Below are 14,715 nucleotides of genomic sequence, written 5' to 3'. Positions count from 1 at the left end.
TTTTTCATTTGACGCGTCCCTGTAACCCGCCTGTATGAATCACTAAAATTCTACTGTGAGTAGGAAAATGATTTTTTCCAATTAAATCAAATAAGCCCATCATCATTTTAGCGGTATAGACTTGCTCCAAAGGAATGGCATATTGCTGTTCAAATTGCAGCATAAATTGCAGCAGCTCAGGAGAGGTCTTTGCATAGCCACCACCGCAATATTGATCGGTGAGTGACCAGTTAAGTTTATCAGTCCATTGTTGAATATCGTGCCGTAGAAACTCACCCTTTAATGCAGAAAATCCCAAAACTTGTTGCCGATCTGAACTACTTTCAATGATTCCTGCAATCGTTCCGCCAGTACCTACTGGACAGCAAATGACATCATAATTTGTTTGATCTTCGGGTGATAAAATCTCTTGTGTCCCTTTGAGTGCAAATGTATTTGTTCCACCCTCAGGAATGATATACGCATCAGGATAGTGTTGTTTTAGTTGTAGCTGATAATCCGTGTCATGCCGTAGTCGATATTCAGCTCGACTGACAAAACGAAGTTGCATACCAAAATCATTTGCGCTTTGCAGGGTGGGGTTGAGTGATTGTGTGTGTAGCTCATCACCACGAATAATGCCGATGCTTTGAAAACCGAATAACTGTGCCGCATACGCCGTTGCTGCAATATGATTTGAATAAGCACCGCCAAAGGTAAGGATTTGCTTAAAACCTAGTTGCTTTGCTTCGAGTAGATTGTATTTGAGTTTAAAAAACTTATTTCCTGAGATTTGAGGATGAATGAGGTCAAGGCGCTTCACCGTAATCTGAACAGGATATGGGGTATCTAATGTTTGATAAGGGGTAGGAAAAGCAATGTGATCAAACATGTTTCAACATCAGAAATCGGTTTGATCACATTGTAAATGTATTTGATTGAGACTGTCAGTAGGCTTTAGGAATCTGTATTGACTGAGGTAATCACAGACATCCCTGGACGTAAGTTTTCGATACCTTTTTGATTTGGATCAATCGTGATACGTACTGAGATACGTTGAACGACTTTGGTAAAATTACCCGTCGCATTATCTGGTTTAAGCACACTAAACTCTGAACCCGCAGCAGGAGAAATTTGCTCAACGTGTCCTGTAAACTTTTGATGATTGAGTGCATCTACTGTGAAATAGGCTTTTTGTCCAATTTTCATATTGGCAATTTGGGTTTCTTTAAAGTTGGCAATCACCCAAGTTTGTTTAGGAATCAAATACAGTAGTTGTGTTCCAGCAGCCACATATTGTCCAACTCGAGGATTGACTTCACCTAGTTGACCATCAAGCGGCGCAGTAATTGTGCTGTAATCCTTGGTGGTATTGGCTTGATCTAATTGAGCTTGAGCACTATTGACCTGCGCTTTTAATCCGCTCTCGGCAACTTGAGCCGTTTTTAACGCTTCTTGAGCAACTAAAATATTGGCCTGAGCTTGTTTTAGTAAAGCCAAATTATTTTGTGCATCTGCCGCAGCTTTATCCTGTTCAGATTTTGAAGCAGCACCACTATTTCCAAGTTGTTGATAGCGTTTAAGCTGTGCAACAGACAAATCGTATTGTGCTTTCACTTGATCCAGTTTTGCTTGTGCCGAAACCACATCTGCTTGGCGTTGTGCAATCGCTTGAGTTTGATTAGCAAGGCTATTTTGTGCTTGTTCTACGCCAGAAACAGCCTGAGTCACTTTTTGGTCATAGGTTGTTGCATCGATATGCATTAGTACTTGACCTTGCTTAACGTGATCAAAATCTTTGACTAACACATCTTTGATATAACCATTGATTTGCGACGAGAGAATCGTTGTTTTTCCTTTTACATAGCTGTTATCTGTTTGTTCAACAGCTGTATGGAATGGCCCAATTCTCCAAGCCCATAAAATAATGGTAATCCCGACCAGCAATACCAATAACATCCACCACAAGGTTGAGCGTTTGGTTTTAATCAGTTTACTCGTTGGAGGAGGTGGCGGAGGAGGCAATTGATTTGGTGTTTCAGATGCTTTCGCTGTCTCCGTCTCCGCTTTGGCTTGCTCCACTTGGGTTGCCTGATTTTCGGGTTTCTCTTGATTTTCGTCTGACATAATTTTTTCTCAATCAAATACTATAAGGGTTAATTTGCTGCTTGCAGATTTCTTCGGGTGATGTACTTATTGCGTACATACTTAAACAAGCCCCATAGCAGTAAAATGACGGCAAAAATGCCATTCAGTACGATCACATCGTTATAGGCACGAACTTGTGCTTCACGAGTGACGACTTTATTTAAGTTCTGAGCCGCTTGATTACTTTGCAAAACAGGATCATTGGTTGTAACCATGGCACTATGCTGATAAGTCTGTAAACGTTGTGCGACAAGTGGGTTTGTTGGATCCAAGTTGCTGTTGATCTCAACTTTATAATTATTGGTTTGGTGTTGTTGGTAGGTATTAAAAAATGATGAGCCAACCAAACCACCAAAGTTCTGTGTTGCCGAGAACAACACGATAAAGGTCACGACATATTGTGGACCACGTTGTAATGTCCGCATGAAACCCATTAGTAGCAGTGGACCAATGAATACACCGCCTGCAAAACTCACTAAGAATTGACTACGATAAAAGTTTGCTGGACGGACATCACTGGTTAGGTGATAGTCCAATGCACAAGCTATTAAAATTAAAATTTCGGCGAGGAATAAATTTAAAATCAAACGCTCGCGATGAAAGGTAATCGCACTGAAAACTGAACCAGCAATCGTTCCACAGAAGATCACAACATAAAGTGGCACAAATTGGTCAGGTCCCATTCCCATAGTTTTTAAAAAGTTTACTGCGGCATAGCTTTGTTCCGACATTAACAAGCGTAGAGCAAAGGCACTCACGATAAAGCTTAATAACTCTCCTGCTGCAAGCCATCGAGTCATGATCAGTGGGTTACTACGATAGTGTTCGTAGGTTAGGCCAAGTACGATGAGGCAAAAACCCACGATCAAGGTATAGGCCAGCCATGGACTATTGAACCACCAAAGAATAGGGCCTTGAGTTAAAACAATACATAAACAAGCAAAACCAGGTGCGAGTAAAGCAAAGGTAAAGAAATCTTGTTTCTCGAAAACATCTAAACGTAAGCTTCGTGGTAGTTTGAGCGACACGACCATTGCAAAACAGCAAATTGCTAAGCCTAATTCAAAGGTGTAAATCACATCCCACTGATTCGCACTCAAAAGAAAAGGCGAAATAATCCAAGCCAATGGCAGCCCAAGTTGTTGGAAACCGAAAGCCAAATAAATCCCTTTCGGCATATCTGCACGGCTAAAGGCTTGCATGGTGTAATACATGCCTAAGGAACTAAGTGGGGCAGCAGCTAAACCTGCGATGAAACGCACGAAAAGTGCCATTTCATAGGTCTTAACAAAGATATGCAGAATCAAAACGCCGATAAAAACCAGCAAACCAATTTCTGAAAATAAGCGTAAACCATACTGCTGACGGGCTTTAAATAGAATCAAGTTGGAACTGACATTCGCCATCACATACACAGCAGGTAACCATGCTGCCTGTGATGGTGTTAAGCCATATTCACCCTGAAAAATGGGTAAGTTTGCAACAATAAAGCCGTTACTTAGACTAGCTGCAATCGCGATAAATAAACCAATAACAAAATAGGCCAAGCGCTTCGGTGTTGCATGGGCAATAGCCGCAGGTGATCCGGGCAAAGTTGGACGCTCATCCACAGACCAGTTTGGAGGGGTTTCAAGATAGCGAGGTGTTTTATCCATATTATCCTCGAACTAAATTTTAATGCCGTTTAATAATAATTCTATTGCACGTCTAGCGAGCCTAACTTGATCGGCAGCAGTATGTCCTTGAAATGAAGAACCTAAAATCGCCGTGATCATCGCAAAATCCTGCGAGGTTAAATCAGGGCGGCATAAATGATGTTGTATAGCTTGATCAATGAGTGGTTGTAATGCTTTATCTCGCCGTTCATAAATATTTAGCATGATTGGGTCTTGGCGATCAATAATGCGCCAGTAATCAATCAGTACAACGAGCTGAGGAAGTTGTTCCAAATTACTTTCAATCAAACGAATGAAACCATCGTCATAGGGCATCAAAGCCTGTGCTCTTTGCTCTAAACGTGTAATTGCACGTTCTAATAATGCTGCTATCAGTGCCTTACGATCGGCAAAGTTTCGATAAAAGGTTGCTCGGCCAACACCTGCATGATCAATAATCACCTGTAATGGCACATGAACGCCTTGTACTCTGAAGACTTCTTCAGCAGCATTCAGTAATTCATCACGATTGTGAGCTGCCAATTGTTGACGTTTGACCATGAGAGAAATTCGATTAGAAACTTAACGAATATTTAACGGACATTTTTGTCCGATGTAAATATGGAGCATTTCTTTATTTTGTTTAGTTTCAGTAAAAGAAAGCTTTTAACTCAATTATTCAGCGAGATTCAGTGCTAAAAATAGAAGAAATAATTTTAGTAAAAACATAATAGATAGGTCGATCATGCGAGCATTTGCATCTCGTTTCGCCAGAGGGGTGAAGCACCGCCCATATTTATCAGCAACTTTTTCATTGGGTTTGTTGATTTATGCAGTTTTGCATTTTTTTACTCAGTGGCATTGGGCAACATGCTTGCAACTGGGATGGAATATTGCGATTTGGCTGTATTTATTTTTGACGCTGAAAATGATGTGGCATTTAGACGCGGCACATATTCTTGAGCGAGCGAAACAGCAAGATGAAGGCAAATGGATGATCTTGGTCGCTGTATTAATCGCGATTGTCGTGTGTTTTATTTCAATTGTGGTGCAGTTGAGTCATGTTCCCAAAGATAATGCCGTCTTGAAAGGTATTCTAATTTTACTAACAATCGGGACAATCTTTTCTACATGGTTGTTATTACATACCTTATTTGCTATTCATTATGCGCATGATTATTACCTTGCAAAAAGTCATTCAGATGAGACTGGCTTGGAGTTTCCTAAAACAGAACAACCTGATTATCTCGATTTCATTTATTTTAGTTATATTATTGGTACCTCGGCGCAGACAGCTGATGTTTCGATTACCAGTTCTCAAGTCAGGCATCTTAATATTTTTCATTGTGTGCTGGCTTTTATTTTTAATACGGTGATTTTGGCGGTCGCAATCAATGTTGCAGCAAGTCTGATCGGGTTTTGATTGATAACTTATTTTTATTAATTTTATTAAAATTCATCATTTTTATTTTTGTAATGAGTTGGCTATTTTAAAAACACCACGATTGTTTCTGGAATAATAATGAACACCCAACATCATGTTAATCAGCAGCAATATCAAGACAAATCTCAAGCTTATTTAAATAGTTCAGTGCATGCACAGGGCATCGAGTTTGAGAAAATGCAGCAGTGTATTCAAGCACATCAATTAAAACGAGTTTTAGATTTAGGCTGTGGTGGTGGTCATGTTAGCTATCAAGTTGCACCACATGTAGAACAAGTAAAAGCCTATGATTTAACACCGTCGATGGTTGAATTGGTTGTGTCTCAAGCACAGCAAAAAGGATTGCAAAATGTTGTAGGGCAGCAAGGTGCAGCAGAATCTTTAGCTTTTGCCGATGGCAGTTTTGATTGTGTTATTAGCCGTTATTCAGCGCATCATTGGCAAAATGTCGCGCAGGCCATGAGTGAGGTGCACCGTGTATTAACAGCATCAGGTAAAGCCATTATTATTGATATTTTAGGCAATTCACATCCAGTTATTGATACATTTTTTCAGACGATAGAAACGATTCGTGATCCGAGTCATGTTCGAAATTATAGTTTGCAAGAATGGATGCGTTTTGCAGAATATGCAGGATTTAAAGTTGAAACGATTGAAAAACAATCCTTGAATTTAGAGTTTCAAAGTTGGACGGAGCGCATGCAAACGCCAGCTCATGCTGTGCAGACCATTCGATATTTACAAAGCAAAGCATCTGATCAAGCCCAACAATATTATCAAGTTCAGTCGGATGGTTCATTTACCAGTGACGTTGTTTATCTAGTTTTGTCTAAATAGAAACTAAGGAATAAGTCAGAGCTGACCTATTCCTTATCATTTGATTAGTGGAAGACCGCTTCTAAAGCTTTTAACCCAACTTTTGGATCAAGCAATCCATTATAAATATCAGGTACTTCTCGATCGACACCAAATAATTCATAGATGGCGAGCATCGCTCCACGAATTGAATATTCGACTGTGAACACTACATCATCTTCAAGTTCAACGAACTGACCTAAGAATGCAAAATTTGCTGCATTTTCAGGAATTAAAAGTGGACGATCGCCTTCTTTACGACATGCGAAAAGCGCTGAAGCATAAGGCATCATGACGGTTGTGATATCCGTGTGTGCAAGTACATGATCTAAAATATCGTCAAAACCAAGTTGAAGGATCAATTCAATTAAGATTTCCTGACCTGTCGCTTCACTCATTGGTTTTTTAATGTAGTCACCGATATGATCGATTTCAAAACCATAACCCCATAGCGTAAATTTGCCTTCAGGTAAGTCTGCAAAATGGGGTTGAGCAGGGACGACCACAGAAAGATGCCAACCAGACTCAAACCATGTCATTAATGCGCCAGTTCCGGGTTCATTGCCTGTATAAGCAATAATACGTTTCAGCAGCACATCATCATGCATTGTCAGCGTAAATGACTTCCATTTATGTTCATCGACATTGCCATAAAACGTCATAGGTCGACCGAAGTCAGGTGCTTTTTGCGCTAATGTCTCCCATAAACGCCATCCATGATCTTGCCGATCTCGAATTAGGTCAGGGACATCATGTTTATCGCCGTAACGTGAGTCTGCCGTAATAGAACCAAGCGTAAACAGTGCGACATCTTCAGCGTTAAGTTCAATCTGTTCTGTACCTTCTGGAACTTTTAAATAAAGTTTAGTTGCTTTACGTTCACCTGTTTGTGCATCTTCACTAAAATCTGCATCGGTGACATAGCTGCCAAAACGAACATCAACACCTTGTTCAACTAACCAGCGTTGCAGTGGTAAAATCATAGAATCATATTGATTGTATTTAGTCCGTTTAACTCCTGCTAAAGTGTGGATTCTTGGCAGTTCTTGGATAAATCTTAGGAAATAACGACGTAGTTCCACTGCACTATGCCACTTCTGGAATGCAAATGTGGTGCGCCACATCCGCCAGAAATTGGTTTGAAAAAATGCGTCATCAAAAAACTCATCAATACGACGACTACCGATACGATTTTCTTTTAGGGCAAGCAGTCTGAGCATTTGAGCACGATGCATGGTCGACAGCCCCAATTTCTCAGCATCTAAAATCGTGTGTTTTGAGTCAATCAAACGGGCTTGAGCATGGGTTTTGATTTGTTCATTAAACTGCGTGCATTCTTCTCTAACTGAGGTATTTGGATCTTCTAAAGACGGAATCGTCGAAAATAAGTCCCAAGTACATAAATAGGTTTCATCTGTGAGCATGCGTCCGCCACGAGTTACCCATGCATGATTAGGATTGAGCGGATTATGACCGCCATCCATTGAGCCACCAGAAACGTCTAGCTCTTCTAAAATATGAATATTTTGTGCTGGCACTTTTGCATCTCGAATTGCAAATGCAGCAGCAGCCATACCTGCAATACCGCCGCCAACAATCCAGATATGTGATTTTGAAGTATTTAATGCGTTGTGTTTTTTACTTTGCATCTGATGTGCCTCATTGTTTTTTTGATAAAATGGATAAAACCATATTTTTATTATGGGTTTTATGTGATGGAAAATAAATGAAATTTACAATTAAAAATATTATAAATTTTGATCGTAAAATTAGTTTTATGGAAAAAACGGATATTTTATAAACTCAGTATTAGACTGTGTTATGTTCTAACCATTCAAACATAAAAAATAATTGAGTTTTTGCTCTAAATTTAAGACTTTAAAAATATTAATAATCTATCAGTAAACGTTTTCAGAAAAATTAATGATCTTCGCTAAAAATTTTTCTATCTCTAAAAAGTAGTTTTAAAGTAAAATATTCACTGGAAAATTCTTCTAATCTTGAGGTTTATCTTGGAATCTTTATTGATTTTAGGTTCGATTGCGTTGGCACTTATGCTTGGTGCAATTAGCCCCGGTCCTACATTTATTTATGTGGCAAAAAACTCAATTGCGATTTCACGTAAACACGGGTTATTTACAGCACTTGGCACGGGTACAGGTGCGGCTTTATTTGGGTTTTTAGCGGTCATGGGGCTACAGGCGATTTTATTGGCTGTACCATCAGCGTACTTGATTTTAAAAGTGTGTGGTGGTCTCTACTTACTTTGGCTGGCCTATAAAATTATTAAACATGCCAAAGAGCCGATGGAAACAGCTGATAACTCAGTTCAAACAATGAGTTTTGCGCAAGCTTATCGATTAGGCTTGATCACACAGTTAAGTAATCCCAAAATTGCAATCGTATTGGCAAGTATTTTCACGGCATTATTGCCGAAAGAAATTCCGACCTATTTTTATGTGGTTTTACCAATGCTGTGCTTCTTTATTGATGCGGGATGGTATTCCTTAGTCGCTGTTGCACTATCTGCGGAAGGGCCACGAAAAGTCTATTTGAAATCGAAAGCGATTTTTGACCGTGTAGCGGGTGGGGTAATGACGCTGCTTGGTTTGAAGTTGATTTTTGGAATGAAGTAATAAAAAAGAGCGACCAACAAGGTCGCTTTTTTATAGGTTAAATTCTGCTTAATCCGCTTAATCTTTAAAATGGATCGGCATCCATTGATAGCTTTTTCCATCAGCTGAATAGATATGCCCAATACCCGGAAATGGTAAATGTGGTGCAGCAATGGTTTGACCATTTTTAGCAAAATTTGCAAATTGTTTTAAGCGAGTTTCAACGGCTTTTTTCGGGTCAATATCATACTCAATCGCAGTTTCAGGTCGATCAAACTGAACAGTGTGTGAATGAACAATATCCCCAATAAAAACGATGCTTTCACTTTTGGTTTTTAGCTCATAGCTAAAATGCCCCGGTGTATGTCCAGCCGTGCTAATGACTTTAAAACCTTGAATGTCATCACCGAGTTTATAGGTTTTAAAGCGTTGTTTGGCTTGGTAAGGCGCAATCGCTTGTTTAATTTTCTCAACTGTACCTAAGTAATTGGCTTGTTTTTCTTTCGGTAGTTTTGCTGCCTGTTTGGGATCTAACCAATAATCGGCTTCGTCACTAGAAACATATACGGTTGCATTTGGAAAGTTGGCTTTGCCATCTTTACTGATGCCGCAGACATGATCGGGGTGTAAATGTGTGAGTAGAATCGTATCAACTTGCTCTGGTTGATAGCCTGATGCTTTTAGATTGCTTAAAACTGAACCTAAATGTGCGCCAAAGCAACTGGCTGCACCACTATCCACTAATACCAGAGATTTACCTGTATTGACGAGGAAGGCATTGACTGAGGTTTGTACGCCTTTATCTTGATCTGCATAGTATTTCTTTAAAATCTCGTGAACTTGTTGTTGTGGAATGTCTTTAAACAAGCTTGGCGACATAAAGTTAGTGCCATCGAGCAGGGCAGTGATTTTTACGTCACCTACTTGGTATTGGTAGTAACCAGCAACTTGTTTTTGTTGTTCAATGATTGGGAGTGTTTTGCTTGTTTCAGCATGGCTCAGTAAAGGGAAGCTGCTTAAGAATGGAACGGAAAGTAGTAGGGCAATTTTTTTCATAGAATCATTACATTTATTAGAGAAAAACTTTTTTACCATGAATTCAAATAAAATTGGGTGTTTGAGCGCAGAAAAAAATCCGCTTTTGTAAGCGGATTTTATCGGATGTTCTCGTCTTAGCGTATGGCTTTACTGCTGAGGTATCTTGGAAAAATCCACCATTTCAAACTCTTCAAGATCACAATTTGCCAGTGCACATTTCTGCTCAGTATAGGCCGTCTCACCTAAATTCTGTTTGGCCTTATTTGCCCAAAACTCAGCTTTTTTGGCATCTTGCTGTTCAACTGGTAGCCGAAATCCATATTCATCTGCAAGTGTCATTTGTGCAGCAACAGAACCTTGTTGTCCTGCTTTTTCGAGCAAGGGGATGTATTGTTCAGTACTTGAATAGTATTGCGCCAGCAAATAACTTGCATAAGCATCCTTTTGATTGGAAAGCTTTTGAATTGGCTTAATATCGATTTGTTCTTTTAATGCTGAATCCTGTGAAAATAAAGCAAATTCTAAAAGTGCAACGGATGCACTTAGGTCTCCTTGTTTGATGTAGCGATTCATCTGCTCTAAAAATAAGTTTTGTTGCTGATCGATATATTCTTTTGCCTTTTCCTCATTGTTTTGTGAAAGTAGCTGTTTTAATGTGGGATCAACTTTTATATTTGGGTTTTCATCATCCGATTGGAATAACGTATTGAATGTCAGTTGAATTTGATCTTTGGCTTGCTGCACTTGAGGACTAAATTGAGATTGGGTTTCCTGAGCTAAGGCGATTTGAAAAGAAAAAATGCTGAAAAAGAAGACGGTGATTATTCTCTGGAACATGTTTTACCTAATGTATTTATCGTTCATTTAATATTTTGGTTGAATTATAGAAATAAAAAAAGGGCTTCCGAAGAAACCCTTACATAAGTTTTATATATTAAGACACTTTATCGCCTGGTTTCGCGCCAGATTCAGGTGAAATCACCCAAACCCCTTCGCCATTACCTGCTGCAAGTACCATACCGTTAGAAATACCAAAACGCATTTTACGAGGTGTAAGGTTAGCGACCATCACCACCAATTTGCCTTTTAAGTCTTCGGGCTGATAGAACTCACGAATACCACTAAACACATTACGTGGTTCAGCTTCACCGACATTTAAAGTGAGTTGAAGTAATTTATCAGAACCTTCGACAGTTGAAGCTTCTAAAACTTCAGCTACACGAAGATCAACTTTCATAAAGTCTTCAATACCAATAATTTCAGCTTCACCCACTTTAGGTTCAGGCTTTTTCTCGGCTTTCTTCTCTTTTTTCTTTTCCACTTTTGGTGCTTCTGCCGCAGCAGCTAATGAGTCTTTCGATGCATCAACCATCGCTGCAACTGCTTTAGGATCGACACGCTGCATAAGCGGTTGGAATTGAGCAATTTCATGTCCAACTAAGATTTGCTTGCGAGATTCAAAGTTAAAGCTTTCAAGTTGTAGGAATGCTTGAACTTGAGCCGCAAGTGTCGGAAGAACAGGAGCCAAGTAAATTGCAAGCTGACGGAATAAGTTAATACCGACTGAGCATACATCATGAACTTGTTGTTCTTGACCTTCCTGCTTAGCAAGAGCCCATGGCTTTTTCTCATCAATATATTGATTCGCTTTATCCGCAAGTGCCATGATTTCACGGATCGCCGCAGAAAATTCACGATCTTCATAGGCTTGAGCAATTGAATCGCCCGCATCAATAAAGCTTTGCACAAGTTCAGGTTCTGCACATGTGCTTGAAAGCGTATTGTTGAAATTGGTGTTAATGAATTTTGCACAACGGCTGGCAATATTCACCACTTTACCAACAAGGTCAGAATTCACTTTTTGAACGAAGTCATCTAAGTTCAAATCCGAATCTTCAACTTTGTCTGAAAGCTTAGAGGCAAAGTAATAACGTAAATATTCAGGATTCAAATGCTGTAAATACGTTTCAGCTTTAATGAATGTGCCGCGAGACTTCGACATCTTCTGACCATTTACAGTTAAGAAACCATTGACGAATAAACCTGATGGCGTGCGGTAGTTTGCACCCTCAAGCATTGCAGGCCAGAACAACGCATGGAAGTAAACGATGTCTTTACCGATGAAGTGATAAACTTCATTTTCAGAATCTTTTTTCCAGAAATCATCGAAGCTTAGATCAGGGCGTTTCGTTTTGATATAGTTTTCAAAACTCGACATATAACCAATCGGCGCATCGACCCAAACGTAGAAATATTTATTTGGTGCATCTGGAATTTCAAAACCAAAGTAAGGTGCATCACGAGAAATGTCCCAGTCCGCTAAGCCTGCATCAAACCATTCATCAAGTTTGTTGGCAATGGATAAAGGTAAGCGACCTTCGTCACGCGTCCACTTCTGTAAGTATTCTGCAAAGTTTGGTAGCTTAAAGAAATAATGGTCTGAAGACTTTTCAACAGGTGTTGCACCACTCAGCGTTGAACGAGGGTTCAGTAACTCAGTTGCATTGTAGGTTGTACCGCAGACTTCACATGAGTCACCGTATTGATCTTCCGCTTTACATTTCGGACAAGTGCCCTTGATGAAACGGTCAGATAGGAACATGCCTTTTTCAGGATCAAATAACTGGGTTACAGGACGAACTGCGATGTTGTCTGCTTCACGGTTTTTGATATAAATCTCAGAAGCGCGTGCTTTGTTTGCATCGCTATGCGTTGAATCATAATGATCAAAATGCACGCCAAAACCATCAAAATCACGAATATGCTCTTTCTGCACATTGGCAATTTGCGCTTCTGGGCTAATCCCATTCGCTTCAGCACGTAACATGATCGCAGTACCGTGAGCATCATCCGCACATACATAAGTCACATCATGGCCCATTGCACGCATCGCACGAACCCAAATATCTGCTTGGATATAACCGAGTAAGTGACCCATATGGATTGGACCATTGGCATAAGGTAGGGCATTGGTGACTAAAATTTTACGCACGGATATTGTTCTCTCATTCGTATTTGCAAGGCAGATGATTTTACATGACTTAGGACAGACTTGCACAAATGAATCAGGGAAATCTTTTAATCCTATTGTGGTCTCATCGTTTTAAGACTTCATGCAATCTTCACATTGGCTTCAATCAAAGCACATTTGTTTGATTGAGAATAATTACAATATCAAAGAATGGAAAATAAAAATGAGATCTTGGTCTTTAGTCTGTGCATCATTGGTTGCGAGTTTGGTGTCTGTTTTAAGTTTTGTTATTCCTTTCTGTGTATTTTTATATGTTCAGCAGGATCATGTGACACGCCTAGCGAGCCGAGGATTTGAAGTTATGGTCTATCTGACACCGATTTTATGGCTAATTGGCTTTATTGCTTACGCTATTGTATTGGCGGTATTGAAATTGCCGAAAAAGATTTTCGATCTTGTTCAAATTTTAAAATCGGGCTTGGTTCTTTTTATTGTGTGGATGCCATTCGTTTTAATGATTTTTTTAGAAGCTCAAGTTGATCAGAATGATTTCCCAGTATTATTTATTGGTTTGATGGTTTATTTTGCACTTTTGTTTTTAATGGTTTTGGGATGTATGAGTGCGAATGCTTGTTATTTTATGCTAGATAATAAAAGGAAAGAGATATTCTAATCTGTATTAAAACTCAAGCCTAAAACATGTGCCCCGAAGGATCACATGTTCTGCATTTGCTTAACCGTCACACTCTGCTTTGAATTTTTTCTTAAAGAGATGATTTTCCCTTTAGATAAGAAATGAATGTGATAGCTCTTTAAGCTATTGGTTTTAGGATCAACTGTAATTTCAGCAAATAAAGGCGTTTGCCAAAGTTCATCACTGCCCAGCGTCCCTAACCAAGCTTGCGCTTTGATTGCAGCGGTAAATTCATCTTTAATTTCTAAATTGCTGATGCTGAGTTCACTGCACCAATGAACAGTCTTTGGAAATTCAACTTTAGAAAATTTCCAACAAATCGAAAGCGCTAAACTACTTTCAATTCCAGCATAATCATTACTTTCATGGTGAATGACTGGAATCAGTTGTTCAGCCAAATCTCCTTCAAACGAAAGAATCATATTTTGGATTCTTCTTTTACTTGAAAGGATGTACTTCAAACGCTTTTCTTGAGCTTGCAGTTCATTTTGAATTTCTAAAAGTTCATTTTCGTTCATATATACAGTTCTATAGACAAGGACTATGATTTCGATACGAGCAAAAGTATATCTGATCTATCTCCTTATATTGTTAATAGTTTTTAATTCATATTTGATGGTTCTAAAAATGATCGAAACACCTAGACTGATTTTGCGCCAATGGTTGCCAGAGGATTATCCGTATTTTGCTCAGATGAGTAAGAATCCCAAAGTGATGCAGTATTTTCCGAAGTTACTGTCACGCTCTGAAAGTGATGCATTGATTGATAAATTCCACGACATCATTGATCATCAAGGTTGGGGATTTTGGGCGATAGAATTAAAAGCAACGCATCAATTCATTGGCTTTGTTGGTTTACATGAACAAGCAACACAGTTTTCATTTTCGCCATGTGTAGAAATCGGTTGGCGTTTAGATCATGCGTATTGGGGACAGGGCTATGCGACGGAAGCGGCTCAGGCTGCTTTAAAATTTGCCTTTGATCAATTGACATTAGAAAAAGTAGTTTCATTTACGACTTTCGAAAATACCAAGTCTCAATCAGTCATGCAAAAGCTCAATATGACATATGTGAAAGACTTCCAACATCCAGCTTTGGCAGTGGATCATCCTTTATCTTGGCATGTACTTTATCAAATAGAAAAAGATGATTTTTTGCTGAGTAAATGACAATTAGATCTTGTTTTGTAAAGCTTTAATGTGGAAGTGTAGTGATCGGAAAAGTATTTGAATCTTCCTGTATTTGCTTTGTTTCAATTTGCAGCGAATAGCGAAAACATCCTTTAAACGCGTTATAAATGAGTCTGATCCAAACA

The 14,715-nt window shown here is 39.2% G+C and carries 14 protein-coding genes; 5 read left to right on the top strand and 9 right to left on the bottom strand.

Annotation, left to right across the window (positions count from 1 at the left end; translation table 11 throughout):
* Window positions 1-4: 4 nt before the first annotated feature.
* From IO68_RS22950 to IO68_RS22935, 4 genes are all read right to left on the bottom strand, one after another.
* Window positions 5-871, bottom strand: a complete 867-nt coding sequence (locus IO68_RS22950; protein WP_023013069.1) for a 1-aminocyclopropane-1-carboxylate deaminase/D-cysteine desulfhydrase — start codon at window positions 869-871, stop codon at window positions 5-7.
* A 65-nt stretch (window positions 872-936) separates the two neighbouring features.
* Entirely contained in the window at window positions 937-2,106 is a 1,170-nt protein-coding gene (locus IO68_RS22945) for an HlyD family secretion protein (RefSeq protein WP_023013068.1), read from the bottom strand.
* Between the two features lie 29 nt (window positions 2,107-2,135).
* A complete protein-coding gene (locus IO68_RS22940) occupies window positions 2,136-3,782 on the bottom strand; it encodes an MFS transporter (RefSeq protein ID WP_023013067.1) in 1,647 nt (548 codons plus the stop codon).
* A 12-nt stretch (window positions 3,783-3,794) separates the two neighbouring features.
* The gene (locus tag IO68_RS22935; protein ID WP_023013066.1) at window positions 3,795-4,343 is read right to left on the bottom strand and encodes a TetR/AcrR family transcriptional regulator; all 549 of its coding nucleotides are present in this window, start codon (window positions 4,341-4,343) and stop codon (window positions 3,795-3,797) included.
* Window positions 4,344-4,527: 184 nt separating this feature from the next.
* Here IO68_RS22935 and IO68_RS22930 point away from each other — a divergent pair, with 184 nt between their 5' ends.
* Both IO68_RS22930 and IO68_RS22925 read left to right on the top strand, forming a co-directional pair.
* The gene (locus tag IO68_RS22930; RefSeq protein WP_023013065.1) at window positions 4,528-5,205 is read left to right on the top strand and encodes a DUF1345 domain-containing protein; all 678 of its coding nucleotides are present in this window, start codon (window positions 4,528-4,530) and stop codon (window positions 5,203-5,205) included.
* A 99-nt stretch (window positions 5,206-5,304) separates the two neighbouring features.
* Entirely contained in the window at window positions 5,305-6,063 is a 759-nt protein-coding gene (locus tag IO68_RS22925; protein WP_023013064.1) for a class I SAM-dependent methyltransferase, read from the top strand.
* Window positions 6,064-6,107: 44 nt separating this feature from the next.
* Here the strand turns inward: IO68_RS22925 and IO68_RS22920 are convergent, their stop codons facing one another.
* On the bottom strand, window positions 6,108-7,775 hold the full coding sequence (locus IO68_RS22920; RefSeq protein ID WP_227502881.1) for an oleate hydratase: 1,668 nt from the start codon (window positions 7,773-7,775) through the stop codon (window positions 6,108-6,110).
* A gap of 315 nt (window positions 7,776-8,090) precedes the next feature.
* On the opposite strand from IO68_RS22920, the gene IO68_RS22915 reads away from it, so the two are divergent.
* Window positions 8,091-8,717, top strand: a complete 627-nt coding sequence (locus tag IO68_RS22915) for a LysE family translocator (protein ID WP_372595739.1) — start codon at window positions 8,091-8,093, stop codon at window positions 8,715-8,717.
* A gap of 57 nt (window positions 8,718-8,774) precedes the next feature.
* Here IO68_RS22915 and IO68_RS22910 read toward each other — a convergent pair whose 3' ends face one another.
* From IO68_RS22910 to metG, 3 genes are all read right to left on the bottom strand, one after another.
* The gene (locus IO68_RS22910) at window positions 8,775-9,752 is read right to left on the bottom strand and encodes an MBL fold metallo-hydrolase (protein WP_023013062.1); all 978 of its coding nucleotides are present in this window, start codon (window positions 9,750-9,752) and stop codon (window positions 8,775-8,777) included.
* A gap of 129 nt (window positions 9,753-9,881) precedes the next feature.
* Entirely contained in the window at window positions 9,882-10,571 is a 690-nt protein-coding gene (locus IO68_RS22905) for a sel1 repeat family protein (protein ID WP_023013061.1), read from the bottom strand.
* Window positions 10,572-10,668: 97 nt separating this feature from the next.
* Window positions 10,669-12,726, bottom strand: a complete 2,058-nt coding sequence (gene metG / locus IO68_RS22900) for a methionine--tRNA ligase (protein ID WP_023013060.1) — start codon at window positions 12,724-12,726, stop codon at window positions 10,669-10,671.
* Between the two features lie 202 nt (window positions 12,727-12,928).
* On the opposite strand from metG, the gene IO68_RS22895 reads away from it, so the two are divergent.
* Window positions 12,929-13,378: a hypothetical protein gene (locus tag IO68_RS22895; protein ID WP_023013059.1), complete on the top strand. Its 450-nt coding sequence runs from the start codon at window positions 12,929-12,931 to the stop codon at window positions 13,376-13,378.
* Window positions 13,379-13,419: 41 nt separating this feature from the next.
* Here the strand turns inward: IO68_RS22895 and IO68_RS22890 are convergent, their stop codons facing one another.
* Window positions 13,420-13,917, bottom strand: a complete 498-nt coding sequence (locus IO68_RS22890) for a hypothetical protein (protein WP_007481024.1) — start codon at window positions 13,915-13,917, stop codon at window positions 13,420-13,422.
* A 109-nt stretch (window positions 13,918-14,026) separates the two neighbouring features.
* Between IO68_RS22890 and IO68_RS22885 the strand changes: the two genes are divergently transcribed.
* On the top strand, window positions 14,027-14,569 hold the full coding sequence (locus tag IO68_RS22885; protein ID WP_023013058.1) for a GNAT family N-acetyltransferase: 543 nt from the start codon (window positions 14,027-14,029) through the stop codon (window positions 14,567-14,569).
* Window positions 14,570-14,715: the final 146 nt, after the last annotated feature.

The sequence above is a fragment of the Acinetobacter sp. COS3 genome, from assembly GCF_000475335.1.
GTDB classification, from domain to species: Bacteria; Pseudomonadota; Gammaproteobacteria; order Pseudomonadales; family Moraxellaceae; genus Acinetobacter; species Acinetobacter venetianus.
The sequence above is the reverse complement of the archived record's forward strand: the minus strand, read 5'-3'. Positions and strand labels throughout refer to the sequence as shown.

What these genes read in the sequence shown, in the direction of transcription:
- IO68_RS22950 (WP_023013069.1), bottom strand. Translation starts at nt 871, where the DNA reads ATGTTTGATCACATTGCTTTTCCTACCCCTTATCAAACATTAGATACC.
- IO68_RS22945 (WP_023013068.1), bottom strand. Translation starts at nt 2,106, where the DNA reads ATGTCAGACGAAAATCAAGAGAAACCCGAAAATCAGGCAACCCAAGTG.
- IO68_RS22940 (WP_023013067.1), bottom strand. Translation starts at nt 3,782, where the DNA reads ATGGATAAAACACCTCGCTATCTTGAAACCCCTCCAAACTGGTCTGTG.
- IO68_RS22935 (WP_023013066.1), bottom strand. Translation starts at nt 4,343, where the DNA reads ATGGTCAAACGTCAACAATTGGCAGCTCACAATCGTGATGAATTACTG.
- IO68_RS22930 (WP_023013065.1), top strand. Translation starts at nt 4,528, where the DNA reads ATGCGAGCATTTGCATCTCGTTTCGCCAGAGGGGTGAAGCACCGCCCA.
- IO68_RS22925 (WP_023013064.1), top strand. Translation starts at nt 5,305, where the DNA reads ATGAACACCCAACATCATGTTAATCAGCAGCAATATCAAGACAAATCT.
- IO68_RS22910 (WP_023013062.1), bottom strand. Translation starts at nt 9,752, where the DNA reads ATGAAAAAAATTGCCCTACTACTTTCCGTTCCATTCTTAAGCAGCTTC.
- IO68_RS22905 (WP_023013061.1), bottom strand. Translation starts at nt 10,571, where the DNA reads ATGTTCCAGAGAATAATCACCGTCTTCTTTTTCAGCATTTTTTCTTTT.
- IO68_RS22895 (WP_023013059.1), top strand. Translation starts at nt 12,929, where the DNA reads ATGAGATCTTGGTCTTTAGTCTGTGCATCATTGGTTGCGAGTTTGGTG.
- IO68_RS22890 (WP_007481024.1), bottom strand. Translation starts at nt 13,917, where the DNA reads ATGAACGAAAATGAACTTTTAGAAATTCAAAATGAACTGCAAGCTCAA.
- IO68_RS22885 (WP_023013058.1), top strand. Translation starts at nt 14,027, where the DNA reads ATGATCGAAACACCTAGACTGATTTTGCGCCAATGGTTGCCAGAGGAT.